The sequence below is a fragment of the Kribbella sp. NPDC049227 genome (assembly GCF_043197265.1).
GTDB lineage: Bacteria > Actinomycetota > Actinomycetes > Propionibacteriales > Kribbellaceae > Kribbella.
This window is the reverse complement of record NZ_JBICST010000008.1, coordinates 163,533-185,281: the sequence shown is the minus strand read 5'-3', so window position 1 is coordinate 185,281 and position 21,749 is coordinate 163,533. Positions and strand designations below refer to the sequence as shown.

General features: G+C 69.2%; 17 protein-coding genes and 2 pseudogenes. 9 read left to right on the top strand and 10 right to left on the bottom strand.

Translation table 11 applies throughout. The features are described from left to right. The first annotated feature begins 857 nt into the window (after positions 1 to 857). Positions 858 to 1,871: a neutral zinc metallopeptidase gene (locus ACGFH6_RS34065; RefSeq protein WP_393392268.1), complete on the top strand. Its 1,014-nt coding sequence runs from the start codon at positions 858 to 860 to the stop codon at positions 1,869 to 1,871. Here the strand turns inward: ACGFH6_RS34065 and ACGFH6_RS34060 are convergent. Continuing rightward, positions 1,868 to 3,553, bottom strand: coding sequence for a DUF2207 domain-containing protein (locus ACGFH6_RS34060; RefSeq protein WP_393392264.1), 1,686 nt, complete (start codon positions 3,551 to 3,553; stop codon positions 1,868 to 1,870). The genes ACGFH6_RS34065 and ACGFH6_RS34060 overlap by 4 nt on opposite strands. A 57-nt stretch (positions 3,554 to 3,610) precedes the next feature. Between ACGFH6_RS34060 and ACGFH6_RS34055 the strand changes: the two genes are divergently transcribed. Both ACGFH6_RS34055 and ACGFH6_RS34050 read left to right on the top strand, forming a co-directional pair. Next, positions 3,611 to 4,699, top strand: coding sequence for a neutral zinc metallopeptidase (locus ACGFH6_RS34055; protein ID WP_393392261.1), 1,089 nt, complete (start codon positions 3,611 to 3,613; stop codon positions 4,697 to 4,699). Between the two features lie 44 nt (positions 4,700 to 4,743). Continuing rightward, a pseudogene (locus ACGFH6_RS34050) lies at positions 4,744 to 5,879 on the top strand (serine/threonine-protein kinase); the annotation flags it as partial. Positions 5,880 to 6,299: 420 nt separating this feature from the next. Here the strand turns inward: ACGFH6_RS34050 and ACGFH6_RS34045 are convergent. Further along, a complete protein-coding gene (locus ACGFH6_RS34045) occupies positions 6,300 to 6,848 on the bottom strand; it encodes an NUDIX hydrolase (protein ID WP_393392258.1) in 549 nt (182 codons plus the stop codon). Positions 6,849 to 7,055: 207 nt separating this feature from the next. Here ACGFH6_RS34045 and ACGFH6_RS34040 point away from each other — a divergent pair, with 207 nt between their 5' ends. From ACGFH6_RS34040 to ACGFH6_RS34030, 3 genes are all read left to right on the top strand, one after another. After that, positions 7,056 to 7,847, top strand: a complete 792-nt coding sequence (locus ACGFH6_RS34040; protein WP_393392255.1) for a class I SAM-dependent methyltransferase — start codon at positions 7,056 to 7,058, stop codon at positions 7,845 to 7,847. A 240-nt stretch (positions 7,848 to 8,087) separates the two neighbouring features. Beyond that, a complete protein-coding gene (locus ACGFH6_RS34035; protein WP_393392252.1) occupies positions 8,088 to 12,023 on the top strand; it encodes a Pls/PosA family non-ribosomal peptide synthetase in 3,936 nt (1,311 codons plus the stop codon). Further along, entirely contained in the window at positions 12,023 to 13,357 is a 1,335-nt protein-coding gene (locus ACGFH6_RS34030; RefSeq protein ID WP_393392249.1) for a M1 family metallopeptidase, read from the top strand. Before ACGFH6_RS34035 ends, ACGFH6_RS34030 begins: the two co-directional genes overlap by 1 nt. Here ACGFH6_RS34030 and ACGFH6_RS34025 read toward each other — a convergent pair. Both ACGFH6_RS34025 and ACGFH6_RS34020 read right to left on the bottom strand, forming a co-directional pair. Then, entirely contained in the window at positions 13,354 to 13,608 is a 255-nt protein-coding gene (locus ACGFH6_RS34025; protein ID WP_393393587.1) for a LysR substrate-binding domain-containing protein, read from the bottom strand. The two genes, ACGFH6_RS34030 and ACGFH6_RS34025, sit on opposite strands and share 4 nt — an antisense overlap. A 103-nt stretch (positions 13,609 to 13,711) precedes the next feature. Continuing rightward, positions 13,712 to 14,218, bottom strand: a pseudogene (locus ACGFH6_RS34020) (LysR family transcriptional regulator); the annotation flags it as partial. Positions 14,219 to 14,234: 16 nt separating this feature from the next. Here ACGFH6_RS34020 and ACGFH6_RS34015 point away from each other — a divergent pair. Continuing rightward, positions 14,235 to 15,263 carry a nitrilase family protein gene (locus ACGFH6_RS34015; RefSeq protein ID WP_393392246.1) on the top strand — a complete coding sequence of 343 codons (1,029 nt, stop codon included), beginning with the start codon at positions 14,235 to 14,237 and terminating at the stop codon, positions 15,261 to 15,263. Here the strand turns inward: ACGFH6_RS34015 and ispF are convergent. The 3 genes from ispF to ACGFH6_RS34000 are packed head-to-tail and all read right to left on the bottom strand — an operon-like array spanning position 15,244 to position 16,912. Next, on the bottom strand, positions 15,244 to 15,654 hold the full coding sequence (gene ispF / locus ACGFH6_RS34010; protein WP_393393584.1) for a 2-C-methyl-D-erythritol 2,4-cyclodiphosphate synthase: 411 nt from the start codon (positions 15,652 to 15,654) through the stop codon (positions 15,244 to 15,246). The two genes, ACGFH6_RS34015 and ispF, sit on opposite strands and share 20 nt — an antisense overlap. 56 nt (positions 15,655 to 15,710) lie before the next feature. Then, positions 15,711 to 16,406 (bottom strand): 2-C-methyl-D-erythritol 4-phosphate cytidylyltransferase, encoded by a 696-nt coding sequence (gene ispD, locus ACGFH6_RS34005; RefSeq protein WP_393392243.1) that lies wholly within the window; start codon positions 16,404 to 16,406, stop codon positions 15,711 to 15,713. 20 nt (positions 16,407 to 16,426) lie between these two features. Continuing rightward, on the bottom strand, positions 16,427 to 16,912 hold the full coding sequence (locus ACGFH6_RS34000) for a CarD family transcriptional regulator (RefSeq protein ID WP_012918679.1): 486 nt from the start codon (positions 16,910 to 16,912) through the stop codon (positions 16,427 to 16,429). A gap of 264 nt (positions 16,913 to 17,176) precedes the next feature. Here ACGFH6_RS34000 and ACGFH6_RS33995 point away from each other — a divergent pair, with 264 nt between their 5' ends. Next, a complete protein-coding gene (locus ACGFH6_RS33995; RefSeq protein ID WP_393392241.1) occupies positions 17,177 to 17,791 on the top strand; it encodes a hypothetical protein in 615 nt (204 codons plus the stop codon). A 30-nt stretch (positions 17,792 to 17,821) separates the two neighbouring features. On the opposite strand, the gene ACGFH6_RS33990 is transcribed toward ACGFH6_RS33995, so the two are convergent. From ACGFH6_RS33990 to ACGFH6_RS33980, 3 genes are all read right to left on the bottom strand, one after another. Next, entirely contained in the window at positions 17,822 to 18,838 is a 1,017-nt protein-coding gene (locus ACGFH6_RS33990; protein ID WP_393392239.1) for an iron-siderophore ABC transporter substrate-binding protein, read from the bottom strand. 83 nt (positions 18,839 to 18,921) lie between these two features. Beyond that, the gene (locus ACGFH6_RS33985; protein WP_131353111.1) at positions 18,922 to 19,599 is read right to left on the bottom strand and encodes a response regulator transcription factor; all 678 of its coding nucleotides are present in this window, start codon (positions 19,597 to 19,599) and stop codon (positions 18,922 to 18,924) included. Next, the gene (locus ACGFH6_RS33980) at positions 19,596 to 20,810 is read right to left on the bottom strand and encodes a sensor histidine kinase (protein ID WP_393392236.1); all 1,215 of its coding nucleotides are present in this window, start codon (positions 20,808 to 20,810) and stop codon (positions 19,596 to 19,598) included. The genes ACGFH6_RS33985 and ACGFH6_RS33980 overlap by 4 nt, the downstream gene beginning before the upstream one ends. A 209-nt stretch (positions 20,811 to 21,019) precedes the next feature. Here ACGFH6_RS33980 and phoU point away from each other — a divergent pair, with 209 nt between their 5' ends. Next, positions 21,020 to 21,730, top strand: coding sequence for a phosphate signaling complex protein PhoU (phoU, locus tag ACGFH6_RS33975; protein ID WP_393392233.1), 711 nt, complete (start codon positions 21,020 to 21,022; stop codon positions 21,728 to 21,730). The last annotated feature ends 19 nt before the right edge of the window (positions 21,731 to 21,749 follow it).

Genomic DNA, 21,749 nt, shown 5'->3' with positions numbered 1-21,749 from the left:
AGTGGTGGACCGAAGAGGACATCGAGGCCAAGCGCGAGTTCCAGGACCCGTCCGGCGGCAAACGCCCGCGGAACAACTGGTTCGGCGAAGGCTGGGCCAACCGCCGCCCGGTAGACCCCGACCAGCCCTCCACCTGGCAAACCACCCCGGACCAGTCGAGGCCCACCCAGCAACGCCCACCCCAGCCCGGTTCCCGGCAAGCCGGTCCCGCACAAGGTGGTCCGAGGCAGGCCGGTCCCTCGCAGTCCGGTCCCTCGCAGTCCGGTCCTGGGCAGGGCGGTCCGAGGCAGGCCGGTCCTGGTCAGCAGGGTCCAGGGCAGTCCGCATCAGGCCGGCCCGGTCCCGCACGCCCCGGTCCAGGACAGTCAGGTCCCACTCCAAGCGGTCCCCGCCAGTCCGGTCCTGCACAGGCCGGTCCCGCTCAGACCGGTCCGGCACTGAGTGGTCCGGCACAGGGTGGTCCAGGACAGACCGGTCCCACGCAATCCGGTCCCGCACAGGGTCGTCCAGGTCAGTCCGGTCCCGCGCAGTCCGGTCCCGCGCAAGGTGGATTCACGCAGTCCCGTCCTGCCCAGTCCGGTCCCACGCAGTCCGGTCCGACGCAGTCCGGCCCTTCGCAGGCTGGTCCGGCACAGTCCCGTCCAGCGCAGTCCGGGCCGTCCGGCCCCGGGCAAGGTCAGCCGCCGCAGCAAGGGGGACCGTACTCGCAGGGGTCTTACCTGTGGGGCCCGCCCGAGCTCGGAAAGCCCCAGCAGGAAGGCTCCTCGGCCTGGAGCGCAACACCACCGAGCGCCCAGCAAGGCGCCCGCTCCGGCGGTGCCCGCCACGCCGCCACACCAGGCAGCCAGACCGGCCCGATGGGTCAGCCCGTCCAGCAGGCGCCGACCTGGCAGTACCCGCCGGTCCCGATCCCCCAGCCACCCGGCTCCGGCCGCGGTCGCCGGGCCAAGCGGAACTCCCGCACTCTCCTGATCGGCCTGGTCGTTCTCGCCGTACTCGTCGTCGGCTCCGGCATCACCCTCCTGGTCCGCAACACCGGCGACGACACGCCACAGGCGACCAGCACCCCGTCGACGGCAACGTCGGAGTCCCCTTCGGAGTCCCCTTCGGAGTCGCCGTCCCCGAGCCCCACCCCGACGAAGCAGGTTCCGTCGCGCGACGACCAGCTCGTCACCGCGAACAAGCTCTACAAGATCGGTCCGATCGCCACCGCGAGCTGCGCCGAGCCGCCGTTCGCGCCGGCCAACTTCGCCGCCGCGCGGAACTACTACAACCGCCTGCTGCCCTGCCTCAACCGCACCTGGTCGCTGGCGATGAAGAAGGCCGGCATCCGGTTCGTCCCGCCGAAGGCGGTCGTCTACGTCGGCCAGATCGCCAGCCCGTGCGGCGTTCAGCGCAGCGCCCGGGCGGCGTACTGCGCGACGAACCTGACCATCTACGTCCCGTACGGCGTTGACAACAGGAACTTCAAGTCGAACGCGGTCTACTCCCGCGCGCTGCGGCTGAACACGTTCGCGCACGAGTACGGCCACCACGTGCAGTACCTGACCGGCATCTTGGTCGCGTCGATGGCCCGGGCGCAGAAGATGAGCCCGGCCCAGAAGCTGCTCGAGAGCCGGCGCCGCGAGCTCCAGGCGACCTGCCTCGGTGGGGCGTACCTGGGGGCGAACGCCGCGGTCATCCCGATGAACGGTCCGCTGCTGGTGAACTTCAGGTTCCTGATCGCCCACACCGGTGACGACTACTCGCGGCCGCGGGTGCACACCCACGGCAACCGGGTGAGCAACTACCAGTGGCTGATCGCCGGGTACAACCGCAAGTCGCCCAACTACTGCAACACGTTCACCGCTGCGCCCGCCCGGGTGGCTTAGAACAGCCGGCGTCCGGCGGTCAGCGAACCGCCGAACGCCATCACGAAGTTGCTGAGCGATTCGCCGATGTCGGACAGGTTCCAGTTCTCCGGACCGGAGTACCAGCCGATGCCTGCGTCCGCCTCGGCGTCGTCGTCTGTCGCTGCGATCTCCAGTGCCCACTTCTCGGTGAGCCCGAGAACAGCGGCGTACGGGAGGCATCGGGAGGCGAACTCGAGCCGGTGGCTCTGCGGCAGGTCTGCCGACGTCTCGTTGGCCAGGTACTGCTGCAGGCCCGCCACCCGGCCGAGTACGGCGGCGCCGCGGGCAGTGCGGGCCGGTGCGACCTGGCCGACGAGTGCGAGCGCCAGTCCGGCCAGCATCATCGCGAAGCCGACCAGACCGAACTTGCTGACGATGGCGAGCACGATGGTCAGTACGACGCCCGCCCCCAGCAGCACCAGGCCCGCAGTGGTCCAGCGGTTCCGTACGGCGTCCGGCCGGCTGCTGAACCAGCCCTGGGTGACGACATCGGCGTACAGCTGCTCGCGTACGAGGTTCAGCCGCGGCCGCAGCGACGGGCCGAGCGCGGAGACGACCACAGTGGCGCCGTCGGCGAACACCGCGTCGAGCAGAGCCTTCTCGTACGGCAGCAGCTCGGGACCGCCCTGGTTGAGACGGCGCAGCTCCCAGTCCAGCTTGCCGAAGTGTGTCTCCCGCGGCAGCTCGACGATGGTGAGGTAGTTGCGGACAGCAAGGTCCAGCAGCGTCGCGGTGATGTCGACGACGTCAGCTGTCTCGTCCACCACCGTGCCGACCTGACCCGGACGGATCCCATCCGGCGCGGCGAACTGCGGACCGTCGGGCCCATCCAGCACCGGCCGCTCCGGCGCGCCTCCGGCGACCTTGCCGGCGTCACGCCCGCGGAGGAACCAGAGTGCCGCTGCACCGAGCAGTCCGATGCCCAGCACGATCACTGCGAGGCCGATGGTGCTGGAGTCGGCGGTGAACGCGTGGCCGAGCGTCCAGCGGGTCTTGAACTCCGCATTCGGCTGCACCGTCGCCTGGTCGCTCAGTCCGGTCAGGAAGGTCAGCCGTCCACCGGCCGGTACGCCGTTCTGCTCGATCTGCAAGGCGGCTGACTCGGCCAGCTGCGACGACGTACACGGCATGCTCGATCCGACGCGTCCGGCGATGCAGGTCACCCAGGTCGCGAACGGCACGTTGACGGTGACGCTCGCCTTCGGGACCGCCGTACCGAAGCCCTGCAGGATCGGCCAGCTCACCTCGCGGCCCTCGGTGGAGTCGGCCACCACGTTGTCCACGGTGTAGCTGTAGACGACCTTGGACTGGCCGGACACGTTCACGGTGAGCCGGCGGCCGTCATCGGTGCCGTCGTTCTGGAAGCCCTGGGCCGGCTGGCCGTTCACCGTCGCCGACACGTCACTCAGGCCGTACGTGCGGTCCCGCTCGGCGTCCGCGCGGACCCGCGTGGCCAGCGTCCGGCTGAACGTGCTGCCACCGGCGGCCAGGTCGACCGTCTCCTTGACCTGCAGCTTGCCGTCCTTCGTCAGCGTCGCCTCGGCCGAGTACGCCGTGATCTGATCGTCCGCGGCCTGCGCGGGCAATGTGCTCAGGGCAACGATCGGGGCGGCCAGAGACAGCAGCAGGGCGGCCGGCAGGACGCGGCGCTTCAGTGACATGGGTCGAGGGTAGTCTCGTGCCGGTTCGTCCAGTGCAGGGGCAGGAGGGCAAGATCCGTGAGCAGCCAGTACGGCTACGGCGGTCGTCCACAGGACCGGCCGGTGGGCCCGCCGCCCGGCGTTCTGCCACCTCCACAAGCGGCGCCACAGTTCCAGCAGCAACCGCCGTACCAGGGCCAGTGGGGTCAGCAGCAGCCGTACTACGGCGGCGGTCCGGGCCAGTTCAACGGGTTCCACCCACCGCCCCGCCGGTCCGGCGCACTCCGGCTGATCCTGTTCGGCGTGTTCGTCGTGGTGGTCCTCGGTGTCTCGCTGACTGTCATCAGCATGATCATGTCCGGCGGCAACAGCGACGACAACACTGCCGGCCCCGGGGTGACCGGCCCATCGATCGTGCCGACCGCGACCAGCCACCCACAGCAGGGCAGCGCCGAGGACTACCTGCTCCACGCCGACATCTACGACACCGGTGCGCTGCCGGAGCAGAGCTGCAAGGCCGCCGACCTCGGTGACGGAAGTCTTGCAGCGCAGAAGGTGTACTACGAGAAGCTGTTCGGCTGCCTGAACGAGGCCTGGCGGCCGATCTTCAAGGAGATCGGGCAGGAGAAGCCGGACCCGGGCCTGGTCGTGTTCGACAAGCCGGTGACCACGCCGTGCGGCCGGTTCGAACCGCTGTCCGGCCGGGTACTGGCGTTCTACTGCTACGGCAACCAGGTGATGTACACCGACGTCGCGCAGATGAACAAGGCGTTCGGCCCGACCGAAGACCTGGCGTACCTGATGACCATCGCGCACGAGTACGGTCACCACGTTCAAGGCGTCAGCGGGCTGTTCTACGCGCGAGCGGTCTACCTGCAGGACCACCCGGACCAGAAGCTCGAGTCGTCACGGCGCAACGAACTGCAGGCGTCCTGCTTCGCCGGCGTGTTCAGCAAGGCGGTCGAGGAGTCGTATCCGCTCACCGGCCGGCTGGCCGAGTTCAAGCGGCAGTCCAGCAGCAGTTTCGGCGAGTCGCCGGACACCCCGGAGGACGAGCGGACCCACGGCCTGGCGACCAGTCAGGGTTTCTGGATCCAGAACGGTTTCAACATCGGTGAGAACAAGGCCTGCAACACCTTCGCGGTATCGGCAGATCTGGTGAAGTGACCGATCGGCTGATTGGGGGCCGCTACTTACTGGGGGAGCCGCTCGGCAGGGGTGGCATGGGATCGGTCTGGCGTGCTCACGACCAGCAGCTGGACCGTGTGGTCGCGCTGAATCGTGCGCACCCGGGGGTCGACGACCCGGAAGGCCGGAGGCTGCACCGCGAGACGCGGACCGGTGCCCGGATCCACGATTCGCACGTGGTGACGATCTTCGACGTGGTGAGCGACGGCGACGAGCACTGGCTCGTGCTGGAGTACCTGCCGTCTCGCAGTCTGGACGAGCTGATCGCGGACCGCGGCACGCTGCCGCCGACGAGGTCGCACGGATCGGCCTGCAGGTCGCCTTGGCGTTGCAGGCCGTGCACGCGGCCGGAGTGATCCACCGCGACCTCAAGCCCGGCATCGTCCTGGTCACGACGGACGGTACGGCGAAGCTGGCCGACTTCGGGATCTCCCGCCGGCTGTGGGCCGAGGCGACGCTGACCGACAGCTCGACGGTCGGCACTCCGGCCCACCTCGCCCCGGAAGTTGCCAACGGCAATGAACCGACGGCGGCGTCGGACGTCTTCTCGCTGGGCGCCGTGCTCTACACGGCACTCGAAGGGCATTCGCCGTTCGGCACGGATCCCAATCCCCTTGCGGTCCTGCGCAGGGCTGCACACGGTGAGATCGATCCCGTTCGCCGGGCAGGTCCACTCGCGCCACTGATCACGCAGATGCTCGCGGTCGACCCTGCCGCGAGGCCGAGCGTCGTACAGGTGATCGATCAGCTCGGTGGCACTCCTCTGCCGCCGCCTCCCAGGAAGCGGCGGTGGCTGATCCCCGCCGCGGCCGCCGCGGCCGGTGCGGTCGTGGTAGCCGTGGTGTTGGCGTTGGTGCTCGTCAACGCGTTGCGCGACACGACGGCGCCCGAGGGATCTGGTGTTCGCGCGACGCGTGATCCGGTGGGTGACCCGTTGACGGTCGACCCGTGCGCGCTGATCGACGAGGCGTCCTTGAGCTCGTTCGGCGAGACCACGCTGGAGCCGAGCTATGGCAACTTCGACCGGTGCGATGTGGTGGTGACCGGCAAGGGTGAGCAGGAGGTCGACGTACGCGTCGATTTCGAACTGCCGGACTCGGATGAGATGCCGCCTGGTGAGGTCGAGAAGCACGGGAGGGGCCCGGGCGACCGGACTTAGCTTCGCGGCACACCCCCCGCTCGAAGCAGGAGTCCCCATGTCCTCGCAGACCGTCGCCACGACCGCGACCCTCCCGGCCGCCGTCGCTCCCCCCGCCGCCCACCGAGACAACTCCATCAACACACCGGTCTAGCTCCAGCAACCAAAGACGCTCGAAGGTCTGGGCCGACGCCACGTCCCGGCTCGAACAAGGGCTCGTATCCGGTCGCCATGCTGACCGCGCGCATTGGGTCCCAATGCAGGAATCGGTCCCGGACAATGCCGGCTGCGTTAGGCAGGTCGTCGGTGTAGTTGCAGAGGCCACCTGGCGGAGCGTGATCCCGTCGCCTGCAGGCACAGCACGCCTTCGCCTATCAGCTTGCGGTACGACGGTCGCGGTGAAGGGCTTGGTGACGCTGCCAATGCCGCATCCCCCCACTACTACACGAAGGCGATCACATGCAGGAGACCGACCAGGGAGGCTGCTCCGACGATCTCGCCGGCGGCGATGCGTTCGCGGAGTGAATCGATGCGGATCCACTCGACACGCTCCGCCTCGTTGATGTCCTCAGGGTCGCCGATGTACTCGGCGCCGTGTGACATGAACAGCAGATGCTCGGCGTCCGTCGTACCGACAGATGGTTGCAGCGACACCAGGGGTACGACGTTGCGCGGCCGCCAACCGGTCTCTTCCTCGACCTCACGGGCGGCCGTGACGGCTGGATCCTCGTCCGGGTCGACGTACCCGCCCGGCAACTCCCAGAGCCAACGATCGATGATGAAGCGGTGCCGCCACATCATCAGTACGTGCTCGCGGGCGTCATCGAGAACGACCACGATCGCCGCCTTGGGCATCCGCAACACGTACTGCTCGAACCGCAGCCCGTCCGGTAGCTCAACCGACGCGATACTCAACCGCAGCCGACGCGTGTCGTCGACGACCCGCTCGCCGAGAACCTTCCAGACCGTCGACTCATCCTGACCTGTCACATCGCGACAGTATCCGACCTGTTTGATTGCCGTCTGCCGGTGCATATCCGTTCGTGCAGGTTTCTGAGGTGTGAGGTTTTCCCTTGTGGATAACGGATTCCAGCATCTGCTTGGGTTGGCCTGGGCTTTGTCTGTTGCTTGAGCCAGAAGACAGGTCCGACGAGGATCTGTCCGCGCTGCCGGGGCGGCGCGGCTAGCATTCGGCGCATGAACGAGCCGCACACCGATCCTGTCGCCCACAACCGCCGCGCCTGGGACCGCGAGGTGGAGAAGGACAACGAGTGGTCGCGGCCGGTGACACCCGAGGTGGTGGCGAAGGCGCGGGCCGGTGAGTGGTCCATCGTCCTCATCGGGCACGAGCCAGTCGACCCGACCTGGTTTCCTCCGGACATCGCCGCCTGCGACGTGCTCTGCCTCGCCTCCGGCGGCGGGCAGCAGGGTCCGGTGCTCGCCGCGGCCGGCGCGCGGGTGACCGTCTTCGACAACTCGCCCGGCCAGCTCGCGCAGGACGAGATGGTCGCCGCACGGGAGGGGCTCGACGTGCGCACCGTGCTCGGCGACGCGCGCGACCTGAGCGGGTTCCCGGACGCCTCGTTCGACCTGATCGTGCACCCGGTCTCCAACCTCTTCATCCCCGAGCTGGGCCCGGTCTGGCGGGAGTGCCACCGCGTGCTGCGGCCGGGCGGCACGCTGCTGTCCGGCTTCGTCAACCCGGACGTCTACCTCTTCGACGCGGACGCGATGGACACGCGCGGCGAGCTGGTCGTGCGGCACCGCCTGCCGTACAGCGACCTCACCCATCTCGAGCCAGGCGAACGGGAGCGACTGTGGGGCGCCGACTCGCCGCTGGAGTACAGCCACACGCTCACCGAGCAGATCGGCGGGCAGACCGCCGCGGGGTTCGCCATCACCGCCTTCGCCGAGGCGCCACACCAGTCGGAGGTAACGGCCGGCTGGCTGCCTGGCTACTTCGCCACCAAGGCGGTCAAGAGGTCCTAGGCCCGCGTCCAGTTGTGAGGCCGCCGATTGGTGTGACGAGATCTGCCGGTTGGACCAGCGCGCCGCAACAGACTCACCAGGCTGAGCGCGAGGCGCCACCATCACGAGCCGCGGGTACTTGGTTACAGCGGATGGCTTGTGGGCGTTGGGGTTTCACGGAGGGTTGGGTGGTGGTGGAGTGGGTGTCTGGTGGTTGGTTGGAATGCGGGGATTGTCGACTTTGCGGCGTATTATCCGGCCGTGACGTTGCGACGCGGGGAACTGGCGGCGCCCGCGCGCACGTTGGTGGGGGTGCTGCAGGACACGGCCGACAAGTACGCCGATGAGCCGGCGCTTGATGACGGCAGCGTGAGCCTGAGCTACCGCGAACTGCTGGCCCAGATCACCAAGTTCGCCGGACGTCTGACCGCGGCAGGGATCGGCCCGGGCGATCGCGTCGGCGTACGGATCTCGTCCGGTCACAACGACCTGTACGTCGCCATCCTCGGCACCCTGCAGGCAGGCGCGGCGTACGTCCCCGTCGACGCAGACGACCCGGATGAGCGCGCCGAACTGGTCTTCGGCGAGGCCGCGGTCGCGGCGACTGTGGGCGACGATCTCGAGCTGACCGTACTGCGCTCGCAGCCTGGCCCGATCCCGGACAACGAGAACGCCGACGGCTACTTCGACTACCCGTACAGCGCCCGGATGGATTCCCCCAGTACGGCGGGCACCCGGCCACCGCAGCACGACGGTCCGCGACCGGAGGACGACGCGTGGATCATCTTCACGTCGGGCTCGACCGGCGTACCGAAGGGTGTCGCGGTCACACACCGTTCGGCGGCCGCGTTCGTGGATGCGGAGGCACGGCTGTTTCTCCAGAAGGAACCGATCGGCCCGGACGACCGCGTACTCGCCGGCCTGTCGGTCGCGTTCGACGCGTCCTGCGAGGAGATGTGGCTGGCCTGGCGTCATGGTGCGTGCCTGGTCCCGGCGCCGCGGTCGCTGGTCCGCAGCGGCATGGACCTCGGCCCCTGGTTGGTTGCCCAAGGCATCACTATCGTCTCGACCGTGCCGACCCTGGCAGCACTCTGGCCGGCCGACGCGCTGGACCAGGTCCGGCTGCTGATCTTCGGCGGTGAGGCCTGCCCGCCCGAGCTCGCGGAGCGGCTCGCCGTCGACGGCCGGGAGGTCTGGAACACGTACGGCCCGACCGAGGCAACCGTTGTCGCCTGCGGCGCACAGCTCACCGGTGAGGGCCCGGTCCGGATCGGCCTCCCTCTGGACGGCTGGGATCTCGCCGTCGTAGATGCCGAAGGCAACGAAGTACCGGAAGGCGGCATCGGCGAGCTGATCATCGGCGGCGTCGGCCTGGCCCGGTACCTGGACCCGGCCAAGGATGCCGAGAAGTTCGCCCCGATGCCGCCCCTCGGCTGGGACCGCGCGTACCGCAGCGGCGACCTCGTCCGCTACGAACCCGAGGGCCTCCTCTTCCAGGGCCGCGCCGACGAGCAGATCAAGCTCGGCGGTCGCCGGATCGAGCTCGGCGAGGTCGACGCCGCTCTCCAAGCGCTACCCCAGGTCACCGGCGCCGCAGCCGCGGTCCGCGCAAGTGCGGCCGGTAACCAGTTGCTCGTCGGGTACGTCGTACCCGAGGACCCGGACACGTTCGACCAGGCCAAGGCGACCGAGCGACTCCGCGAAGCTCTCCCCGCCGCGCTCGTACCGCTCCTGGCCATCGTCGACACGCTCCCCACCAGAACGTCGGGGAAGGTCGACCGCAACGCCCTCCCCTGGCCGCTGCCCGGCATGGACTCCGACGGCCCAGCCGTGATGCTCGACGGCACGGCAGGCTGGCTGGCCGAGCGCTGGACGAAGGTCCTCGGGGCCAAGGTCACCGGCCCGGACAACGACTTCTTCCTGCACGGCGGCGGCAGCCTCGCCGCTGCCCAACTCGTCTCGGCGCTGCGCGAGCGCTACCCCGATGTGACCGTCGCCGACATCTACGAGTACCCGCGACTAGGCGCCCTGGCCGATCGGCTCGACGAGTCGACCGTCCTGATCACCGGCCCAGTCGAGGTCCGCGAGATCAGGCCTACGCCGAGGTCCACCCAGCTGCTCCAGACCGCCCTGACTCTGGTGCTCCAGACTGTCGTCGGCGTTCGCTGGCTCGTCTACCTCTTCACGCTGAACAACCTCCTCGCCGAGCTCGTCGGACCACTGCCCTGGCTTCGGACCGTCTCGTGGTGGTGGATCCTGGCCGGCTGGCTGATCCTGATCACCCCGGCCGGGCGAATGGGCATCGCCGTCGTCGGTGCCCGCCTGCTCCTGCGCGGCGTGAAACCCGGCACCTACCCACGCGGCGGCAGCGTCCACGTCCGGCTCTGGGCGGCCGAGAACCTCTCCGACGCCGCCGGCGCGGCCAACCTCGCCGGCGCACCCTGGATCGCGTACTACGCCCGCGCACTCGGCGCGAAGATCGGCCGCGGCGTCGATCTGCACACGCTCCCACCGGTCACCGGCATGCTCACGATGGGCCGCGGCGCGTCGGTCGAGCCCGAGGTGGACCTGTCCGGCTACTGGATCGACGGCGACCGACTCCACGTCGGCACGGTGAGCATCGGCGCCGAGGCGGTCGTCGGCTCCCGCAGTACCCTGCTTCCCGGTGCCGAGATCGGCCGGAACGCCGAGATCGCCGCCGGATCGGCCGTCTCCCGCAAAGTCCCCCCGAACGAGCGCTGGTCCGGCTCGCCCGCCACCCGCGTCGGCCGCGCCCGCCATCCCTGGCCGGACCACCGTCCCGCCCGCGCGCCGTGGTGGGTTCTCGCGTACGGCGCTCAGTCCGCGGTGATGTCGTTGATCCCGGTGGCCGCTGCCGCCGCGGCGATCGTCGTACTGGGTCGCGCTCTCAGAGGAACCGAGACACTGCAAGCGGCAGCGCTCAAGGCGCTGTCCGCCATCCCGCTGATGACGCTGGTCGGATTCGTCACGCTGGCCCTGCTGACTCTGATCGGCGTACGACTGCTCGGCATCGGCATCAAGCCGGGCCATTACCCGGTGCGCAGCCGGATCGGTTGGCAGGTGTGGGCGACCGAGCGGCTGCTGGACTCGGCCCGCACCCTCCTGTTCCCGCTGTACGCGAGCCTCCTGACACCGTGGTGGCTGCGCGCGCTCGGCGCGAAGATCGGCCGGGACGTCGAGGCCTCGACCGTCCTGCTGCTGCCGAAGATGACGACGGTCGGCGAGGGTGCGTTCCTGGCCGACGACACGATGATCGCGTCGTACGAGCTGGGCGGCGGCTGGCTGCACGTGGCCGGTGCGAAGGTCGGCAAGCGCGCCTTCCTCGGGAACTCCGGGATGACCGCACCGGGCCGCTCAGTGCCGAAGAACGGCCTGGTCGCGGTCCTGTCGGCGGCGCCGAAGAAGTCCAAGGCGGGTACGTCGTGGCTCGGTTCGCCGCCGGTGAAGCTGCGCCGGCAGGCCGTCGAGGGTGACCAGAGCCGCACCTTCAACCCGCCGACGCGGTTGAAGGTCGCCCGCGCGCTGGTCGAGCTGTGCCGGTTCGCGCCGATGATGTGCACGGTGCTGATCGCACTCGGTGTGCTGTTCGCGCTGCAGGCGATGGATCTGTGGATCGGCCCGTGGGCGACGTTGCTGCTGTCCGGCGCGGTGATCCTCGCCGCCGGCGCGGTCGCGGGCGGGATGGCGACGGTCGCCAAGTGGCTGATCGTCGGCCGGACCCGCGCGGTCGAGTACCCGCTGTGGAGCTCGTTCGTCTGGCGCAACGAGGTCGTGGACAGCTTCGTCGAACTGGTCGCGGCGCCCTGGTTCGCGAACGCGGCCGCAGGTACGCCGGTCCTCGCGCTCTGGCTGCGCTCCCTCGGAGCCAAGATCGGCAAGGGCGTGTGGTGCGAGACGTACTGGCTGCCGGAGGCGGATCTGGTCACCCTGGGCGACGGTGCCACGGTGAATCGCGGCTGCGTGCTGCAGACGCACCTTTTTCATGATCGAGTTCTCTCCATGAGCACAGTCACCTTCGGACCAGGCGCCACCCTCGGGCCGCACGGCATCGTCCTGCCGGCCGCCACGGTGGGCGCGGGAGCTACCATCGGTCCGGTGTCTCTGGTGATGCGTGGTGAAGGTGTGCCGGCCGGGACGCGCTGGGCCGGGAACCCGATCGCCCCCTGGCAGGGCTGATGGTTGCCCGCACGACAGGGCAGCCCGGAGCGTCGACCGCAGGCGATCCCTACGTGCCCTCCCACGGCAACGGCGGCTACCACGTGGAGTCGTACGAGCTGGACCTGGACTACCGGGTCAACAGCAACCGGCTGAGTGGCAAGGCGACGATCACCGCGGTCGCCAACCAGGCGCTGTCCCGGTTGACCTTCGACCTGTCCGGTCTGCGGGTCTCGAAGGTGGCGGTCAACGGCCGCCGCGCCGCCCGCTACATCCACCGCGCCGGCAAGCTGCATGTGTCGCCGCAGGCCGCGATCATGGACGGCGCCGAGTTCGTCGTCGACGTCCAGTACGCCGGCAACCCCAAGCCGGAGGACAGTCCGTGGGGTGAGCTCGGCTGGGAGGAACTCACCGAGGGCGTGATCGTGGCCAGCCAGCCGAGCGGCGCGGCCACCTGGTTCCCGTGCAACGACCACCCCGGCGACAAGGCCCACTACCGGATCACGGTGACCACCGACTCGCCGTACCAGGTGGTCGCGAACGGCCGGCTCGTGTCGCGCCGGGTGAAGGCGAGCCGCACCACCTGGGTGTTCGACCAGGCCGCGCCGATGGCGACGTACCTGGCGACGGTCCAGATCGGCCGGTACGACGTCCTCGACCTGGCCGCGTCACCGGTGCCGACCCGGGCGGTGCTGCCGGCGGGCCAACTGCGGGAGTTCCGGACGGATTTCGGTCGGCAGCAGGAGATGATGAAGCTGTTCTGCCGGCAGTTCGGGCCGTACCCGTTCGAGGGCTACACGGTCGTGGTCACGGACGACGACCTGGAGATTCCGCTGGAGGCACAGGGGATCTCGGTCTTCGGCAGCAATCACGTGGACGGCCGGAGGACGTCCGAGCGGCTGGTCGCGCACGAACTCGCCCACCAGTGGTTCGGCAACAGCCTGACTCCGTCGACCTGGCAGCACATCTGGCTCAACGAGGGCTTCGCCTGTTACGCCGAGTGGCTGTGGTCGGAGGCGTCCGGCGGCCTGACCGCCGACCAGCAGGTGGCCAAGGCGTACGCCCGGATGAGGGGCCTGTCCGCGGATCTGATGCTGTCGGATCCCGGGCCGGAGATGATGTTCGACGACCGGCTCTACAAGCGCGGCGCGATGACCTTGCATGCCCTGCGCAAGCATCTCGGCGACGACGCGTTCTTCGATCTGCTCCGCACCTGGACCAGGACGTACCGCCACGGCTCGGTGACCACCGACGACTTCATCAGCCTGGCCGCGACGTTCAGCCCCGACGAGACCGCGCTCCTGAACCTGTTCGCCGCCTGGCTGGACACCTACGAACTCCCACGGCGGCGCTAGCCACGAGCGACCTCTGCCGCGGCCTTCAGGAAGCGTTCCGTGAGCGGGGTCCGGGTGGACCAGGCGGCGCCGATCCACCACGACGCGGCCCGGCCGGGGAGCGGGGTCAGGCGGAGCTCCGGTGGGGCGATCCGTTCGGCGGACTGCGGTACGACGGAGGGCCCGGCGCCGGCGGCCGTGAGAGCGAGCACCGTCTGCAGGTCGGCAGCCTCCTGAAGCACTTGCGGATGGCAACCGAGTTCGGCGTACAGGCCGTTGATCTGGGCGGTCAGGCCGGGCCCCCCGGGACGGCGTGAGGCGGACCAGCGGACGGTCGTCGAGCCAGCGGCCGAGGTCGCGCGGTACGTCCTGACCGACCGGGAGGGCCAGGGCGAGCCGATCCCTGCGGAGCCGGAGGCGTTCGAGGCCGGCCGGGACCGGCAGCCGGACGAAGCCGATCTGGAGGCTGCCGGCGAGCAGTCGTTCGCATTGCACCGCCGAGGACATGTCGTCGAGGGAGATCGACACTCCCGGCCACCGACTGCGAAACAAGGCGACGGCTCGTGGCGCGAGGTCGATCGCGGACAGCCCGAACCCGATCGCCAGCGATCCCTCGTCACCTGCTGCGACCTGTACGGCGCGCCGGTCGAAAGCCTCGGATCGCTCGAGCAGTTCGAGTGCGTCGGGTAACAACAACTCCCCGGCCGGCGTCAGCCGGGCACCGTGCCTACCACGAGTGAACAGGACGGATCCGACCCTGCGCTCGAGGACCTGGATCTGCTTGGTCAGCGCCGGCTGGCTGGTCGCCAACTCGTCGGCCGCGGCCCCGAAGTTCCGCAGCCGCGCCACCGTGACAAAGGTCCGGAGCAAGCGGAGATCCATAACCCCAGGATATGGAATGTCGACCAATCGCTATTGGACGTCATGGATCGATCGGCGTTTCGATGGGCGCATGACCCTCTTCCGCAGCGCCGTCGTCCAGTTCGAGCCGGTCCCGGACCAGCCCGCGACCAACCTCGCCACCGTCGAGCGCCTGGCCCGGGAGGCGGTCGCCGACGGCGCCAAGCTCGTCGTACTCCCGGAGATGTGCCTGCTCGGCTACTGGCACCTCCGCAACCATTCCGCCGAGCGGCTGCACGAGCTGGCCGAGCCCGCCGACGGACCGCTGGTCCGCCGGATCGCTGCCCTGGCTCAGGAGTTGGACGCCGGCCTCGGCGTCGGCTTCCTGGAAGCTGCCGACGGCAAGCTGTTCAACTCGTACGCCGTCTGCCTGCCCGACGGGGACGTCCACGTGCACCGGAAGCTGCATGCGTTCGAGCACGAGGAGATCGCGAGCGGGTCGTCGTACACGGTGTTCGACACGCCGTGGGGCTTCCGGGCGGGAGTTCTGATCTGCTGGGACAACAACCTGGTCGAGAATGTCCGGATCACCGCGTTGCTCGGAGCAACCGTCCTGATCGCGCCACACCAGACCGGCGGGACGAACTCGCGCAGCCCGTATGGAATGAAGCCGATCCCGGTGGAGGTGTGGGAGAACAGGAAGCAGGATCCGGCGGCTGTCGAGGCCGCGTTCAACGGCCCGAGCGGCCGCGAGTGGCTGATGCGCTGGCTGCCGGCGCGGGCGCACGACAACGGGCTGTTCCTGCTGTTCAGCAACGGTGTCGGGCGCGACGACGACGAACTGCGGACCGGCAACGCGATGATCTTGGATCCGTACGGCCGGATCGTTGCCGAGACCCCGGTACCGGACGAGGCCGTGGTTACCGCGGACCTCGACCTGGATCTGGTGCCGTTGGCAACCGGACAGCGGTGGATGCGCGGTCGCCGGCCGGAGCTGTACGGCCTGCTGACACAGGTGATGGGCAACGAACTCGATCCGCGGGCAGCCCGGTTCTCGAGCGAGCCGGTCAGTAGATCAAGGCGGTAGCGAACGCCGCGATGCCTTCGCCGCGGCCGGTGAACCCAAGGCCGTCGGTGGTTGCCGCGCTCACGGACACCTCGGCATCGCAGCCGGCGCTCAACACCTTCTCCGCCTCCTCGCGGCGGGGTCCGATGCGGGGCCGGTTGCAGACGATCTGGACCGACACGTTGCCGATCTCGAACCCGGCGGCTCGTACCCGCCGCGCCGCTTCGGTCAGCAGTGCGATCCCGGACGCGCCGGCCCACTCGGGCTCGGCGGTGCCGAAGTTCGACCCCAGGTCACCCAGCCGGGCCGCACTCAGCAACGCGGTGCAGATCGCGTGCGCGGCCGCGTCGCCGTCGGAGTGACCCGCGAGCCCAGCCGTCTCGTCCGGCCAGTGCAGGCCGGCCAGCCACATCGGCCGGCCGTCCTCCAGCGGGTGTACGTCGATGCCGTTGCCGACCCGTGGGATCTTCACCCGAGCCGCCTCTCCGCCAGCAGCGCCTCGGCCAGCAACAGGTCCCGCGGCCGCGTCACCTTGAACGCGTCCTGCGAGCCCTCGACCGTCATCACCGGCACCCCGAGCCGCTCACACATCATCGCGTCGTCGGTCGCCCCCACGATGCCGGCGGCATGCGCACGACGCAGTACGCCGGGCTCGAAGCCCTGCGGAGTCTGCACAGCGACCAAAGTCGAACGGTCGGGCGTGTCGACCACCTCGCCCGTCGGCGACACCCGCTTGATCGTGTCCGTCACCGGCACCGCCGGTACGACGGCCGGTGCGCCGCCACGAACCGCCGCGACCACCCGCTCGACCACGTCGACCGGGACGAAGGCGCGGGCCGCGTCATGGACCAGGATGCAGTCGATGCCCTCGGTCGGGACCACCTCCAGGGCCGCCCGGACCGAGTCGGGGCGTTCGGCGCCGCCGGGGACCACGAGCAGCCGGGCGTCACCGGCGTACGGCTCGAGTTCCTTGGCCACCGAGTCCTCGAACCCGGGCGGAACGGCGACGACGAAACAGACGAGGTCGGCGGCGGTCGCTGCCTTCAGTCCACGAACGGCGTGGACCAGCAGCGAATCGCCACCGACCTCTCGAAATGCTTTGTAGTTCTCACCACCGAGTCGCAGTCCCAGTCCGGCCGCCGGGATGATGGCCGCAGTGCTCATGCGACGCGATCTGACCGAAGTCAGGAAGCGAGAACCTCATCGAGGATGGCTTCCGCCTTGTCCTCATTGGTGTGCTCGGCCAGGGCCAGCTCGGAGACCAGAATCTGACGTGCCTTCGCCAGCATCCGCTTCTCACCGGCGGAGAGACCGCGGTCACGCTCACGGCGCCACAGATCGCGGACGACCTCTGCCACCTTCATCACGTCACCGGAGTGCAGCTTCTCCAGGTTCGCCTTGTAGCGACGCGACCAGTTGGTCGGCTCCTCCGTGTGCGGTGCGCGCAGCACGTCGAAGACGCGCTCCAGGCCAGCCTGATCCACGACGTCACGCACGCCGACGAGATCGAGGTTGCACGCGGGGACCCGGACGACCAGGTCGTTCTGAGCGACGATCCTCAAGACCAGATAGGTCTTGTCCTCACCTTTGATCTGACGGGTCTCGATGTCCTCGATGACGGCCGCTCCGTGATTGGGGTAAACAACCGTCTCGCCGACTGTGAAAGTCATATGTCACGTGCCCCTTTCCGAGATCCATCTTACCACGTGCTGGGTGGTCCGGTTTCGGCGTTTGCGCTGGTCAGAGGCCTATTCGTGCCTTGACAAACGCTGTCCGCCGTGCCTCGTGCGCGCGTGAATGGTTGCCGGGGACACCGTCGCCACACCCCGTGACGGGCATCCCGCCGTCGGGGTCGCGTCGGCCGCGGGCTACGCTTTCCTGCGCCGGAGGCTGCTGCCTGACGGCGTCGAACAGCTTGCAGAAGAGGGATTCCAGTGCCGATCACGTTGTCCTCGCGGTTCGTCCGGCGTACCGCGCTGGCCGGTGCCGCCGCCACTCTCAGTATCGCGCTGGCGGCGTGCGGCGCGAACTTCAGCGCCCAGACCGCGAAGCCGTACCAGGCCGCCGAGGGCACCAACGCCGACTCCGGCTCGATCAAGGTTCGCAACATGCTGGTGCTGGCCACCGCGGACGGCAAGGGCGAACTGCACAGCGCGATCATCAACGACGGCAGCACCGACGACACCCTGGTCAAGATCGAGCAGGCCCCGCCCGGCACCCAGGACGGCCAGGCCGGCGGCGATCAGCCGGGCCAGGTCACGTTCAGCGAGTTCGCTCCCATCGACCTGGAGGCCGGTACGTCGACCATGCTGCCGCCGGCGGCAGGCGAAGAGGCGGCCAGCGCGACCCCCACGGCGGACCCGACCGCGACGCCGACAGAGACTCCGACCGCGGACCCGGGTAGCAAGGGCATCGCCGTCACCGGAGGCAAGCCGGGCCAGATGATCAACGTGGTGATCACGTTCGGCCAGGCCGGCCCGATCACCACCTACATCCCGGTGCTGACCGAGGACCACTACTCGCCGACGCCGCAGCCGGCCGAGCAGTAGCCCCATTCAGTCAGCGGAGGGCGGCCTGCGTCAGCCGGCCGCCTCGGCAGCTTTGGCCAGGTTCGGGATGGTCTTGTCCAGCACCCACGGGACGCTCAGCACGCTGACCGCGCTCATCCCGGAGATGACCTGCTGGTCCTCCATCGCGTACGCGCTGCCCCGCTTCACCGCGCCGAGCGAGGAGTAGACCGGGTCGGCCAGGAACTTCTGCGCTCCGAGGCCGTCGACGTACGCGACCAGTATGTCGGCGTCCACGTCGGCCACCTTCTCCTTACTGATGGCCAGCGAGAACTCCTTCTTCGTGTTCGTCTTCTCCAGCGCCTCGACCCCCGGCGCGTTCTTGAAGCCCATCTCGTTCAGGATCTGCACCCGCGGGTCACCCGGCATGTACACGTAGTTCTCGGCGCCGAACGAGCCGACCGTGATCGTCTTGCCCTTGAACTCGGGGTGATCGGTCGCGACCTGCTTGATCTTGTCCTGGATGCCGCTGATCAGCTTCTCCGCGTCGGCCTTCTTGCCGAGCGCCTCGCCGACCAGCAAGGTCTGGTCCTGCCAGGTGGTCTGCCACGGCGCGCCCGGGTACGCGACCGTCGGCGCGATCCCGGACAGGGTCTTGTACGTCGCCTCGTCGAAGCCCTCGTACGGCGCCAGGATCACGTCCGGCTTGAGCGCCGCGATCTTCTCGAACGGGTACTTGTCACCGGTGTCGAGCAACTGGGTCTTCGCCGGGTCGAACTTGCCGGCGTCCCATGCGGTGACGCCGGCCGCGGTCGGGCCATAGGTCACCTTGGGCATCCCGACCGGCGTCTCGCCGAGCGCGTAGACCACGTCCTGCGCGTTCCAGCCGAGCGTGACGATCCGCTCCGGCTTCTTGGTGATGGTCGTCTCACCGAAGGTGTTCTTCAACGTGACCGGGAACCCGGCGGCCGCCGTACCGGCAGAGCCGCCGGCCTGCTCGTCGGCGTCGTTGCCGCACGCGGCCAGCGTGGTGGTCGCGACCACCACGGCGGCGACCGCGCTGACCACCCGGGAACGGGACCAGGACATGGTGACTCTCCTTAGACCGATTGCCTCAACTAAGGAGAGCCTAAGCTAACCCCGAAGACCCTGGCGACCTGCGGGGATGTGAGTCAGGACTCGAACTTGTAGCCCAGACCACGCACCGTGACCAGGTGTTGCGGGTTGGACGGGTCCTTCTCCAGCTTCGAGCGCAGCCGCTTCACGTGCACGTCCAGGGTCTTGGTGTCGCCCACGTAGTCGGCGCCCCAGATCCGGTCGATCAGCTGCCCGCGGGTCAGCACCCGGCCGGTGTTGCGCAGCAGCATCTCGAGCAGCTCGAACTCCTTGAGCGGGAGCCGGATCTCGGTCCCGGACACGGTCACCACGTGCCGCTCGACATCCATCCGGACCGGACCGGCCTCCAGCGTGTCGGGCAGCAGCTCGACATCCTGGCCGCGGCGCAGCACCGCACGGATCCGGGCCAGCAGCTCGCGCGGACTGTAGGGCTTGGTGACGTAGTCGTCGGCACCCAGCTCCAGGCCGACCACCTTGTCCACCTCGGTGTCCTTGGCACTGACGATGATCACCGGGACGTTGCCCCGGCTGCGCAGGGCCCGGCACACCTCCGTGCCGGACAGACCCGGCAGCATCAGGTCGAGCAGGACGATGTCCGCACCGGCCCGGTCGTACTCGTCCAGCGCGTCCGGGCCGGTCTCCGCGACGGCGACCTCGAACCCTTCCTTGCGCAGGACGTACGACAACGCGTCGCTGTAGCTCTCTTCGTCTTCGACGACCAGCACTCGGGTCACGAAGCTGCCTCCTTGGTTCTTTCCGACGGGGTAGGCGTCAGATAAGGGGCCGGCTCGTCCTGGCTGGAGGAGTCGGTCTGACCCGCTGCGGGTTCGAGCCGCAGCGGGAGTCTCACGGTGAAGGTGGAGCCCTGGCCCTCGACACTCCAGACCCGTACGTCGCCGCCGTGGATGGAGGCGATGTGCTTGACGATCGAGAGGCCGAGACCGGTGCCGCCGGTCTCCCGGCTGCGGGCCCGGTCGACCCGGTAGAAGCGTTCGAAGATGCGCTCCAGGTCGCCGGTCGGAATGCCGACGCCCTGGTCGCTGACGGTCACCTCGACCAGATCCCCGATCGGGTGCGCGGCGACCGCGACCCGGGTGCCGTCCGGGCTGTAGTTGACGGCGTTCTCCACCAAGTTGCCGATGGCAATGGACAGCTGGTCCTCGCTGCCCATCACCTCGAGCTCGGGCTCGGTCTTCACCACGATCTTGATGTCGCGGTCCTCGGCGTCGACCCGGCAGCGGTCGACAGCGGCCTCGATCACGGCGTTGATGTCGACCGGGCCGGGGTTCTCCAGCGGGTCGTCGCCCTGCAGCCGGGACAGCTCGATGATCTCTTTGACCAGCCGGCTCAGCCGGGCCGCCTCGACCTGCATCCGGCTGGAGAACCGCTGCACCGCCTCCGGGTCGTCGGAGGCCTCCGAGACCGCGTCGGCCAGCAGGATCAGCGCCCCGATCGGCGTCTTCAGCTCGTGGCTGACGTTGACGGTGAAGTCGCGCCGGATCGCTTCCAGGCGGCGCTCCCGGGTCCGGTCCTCGACCAGGACCAGCACGAGTTGGCTGCCCAGCGGGGCCACCCGGGCGCTGACGTACTGCGTCGCGCCCAGCCGGCCGCGGACGATCTCCAGGTCCTGCTGCCGGATCTCGCCGTCGCGGCGGACCGCGCGGACCATGGTCAGGATGTCGTCGACCACCAGGCGTTCGCCGCGGACGATGCCGAGCACGTGGGCCGGCGCACTCGCCTGCAGGACCTGGTCCTCCGGACCCATCACGACGGCGGACGAACGCAGTACCGACAGCACCGTGGCGACGCCGGTCGGGACGATCGGGTCCGGGGACTCCGGGATCTTGCGCTGGGCCCGCTCGCTGAGCATCATCGCACCAAGTGAAAGCAGAGCCAGGGCCGCGCCGATGACGCCGCCCAGCACCGCAGCCAGCGTGGGGTCCACGGCAACGATGCTACGCGGGCAACCAGCAGGGAAAGACCGAATGATCGCGGGATGACCGGGACGCGACCTAACTGTTCATCAGGCGTTCACCACTCGTCGCCATCCGGCAACCTCGACGGCATACGGTCACCGTTGGGCGGGTACCGGGCCGGCACCGGCCCGCTCCGCCCGTCGCGGCAACCGGACACCAGAGATCGGAAACGAACACAATGCGTGACACCTACCACGAGCAGCTCGACGACATCCTCGCCGAGCTGGAACGGATGACCCGCACGGTGTCCACCGCCGTACGCCGCTCGACCTCGGCCCTGCTGGAAGCCGACATCCGGATGGCCGAAGAGGTCATCGCGTCGGACATCCAGCTGGACGCGGCCGGCGAGGGCGTCGAGGAGAAGGTCTTCGAGCTGATGGCGCGGCAGTCGCCGGTCGCCAACGAACTGCGGATGCTGGTTGCCGCGCTGCGGATGGTCGCCGACCTGGAGCGGATGGGCGACCTGGCCGCGCACGTGTCGAAGATCGCGCGGCTGCGCTACCCGTCGCCGGCCATCCCGGACGAGCTGCACGACGTGGTCCAGGAGATGGGCACGGTGGCCGGCAAGATGGTCGACGCCGCCGGTGACGTGATCAAGAGCCGCGACGTCGAGGCGGCGAGCAGGCTGGAGTCGACCGACGACCAGATGGACCAGCTGCGCAGCAACCAGTTCCGGCTGATGATGGACGACGCCTGGCCGCACGGCGTCGAGGTCGCGGTCGACATCGCCCTGCTCGGCCGGTACTACGAGCGCATCTCCGACCACGCGGTCTCGATGGCCCGCCGGGTCGTCTACCTGGTCACCGGCGAACTCCCGGTCGCCATCGGCGGTACGGCGGCGGGCTCCGGCGCCGGCGCCTCCACCCCGAACCCCAACGGCACCAACTGACCCATCGGATGCCTCCGGC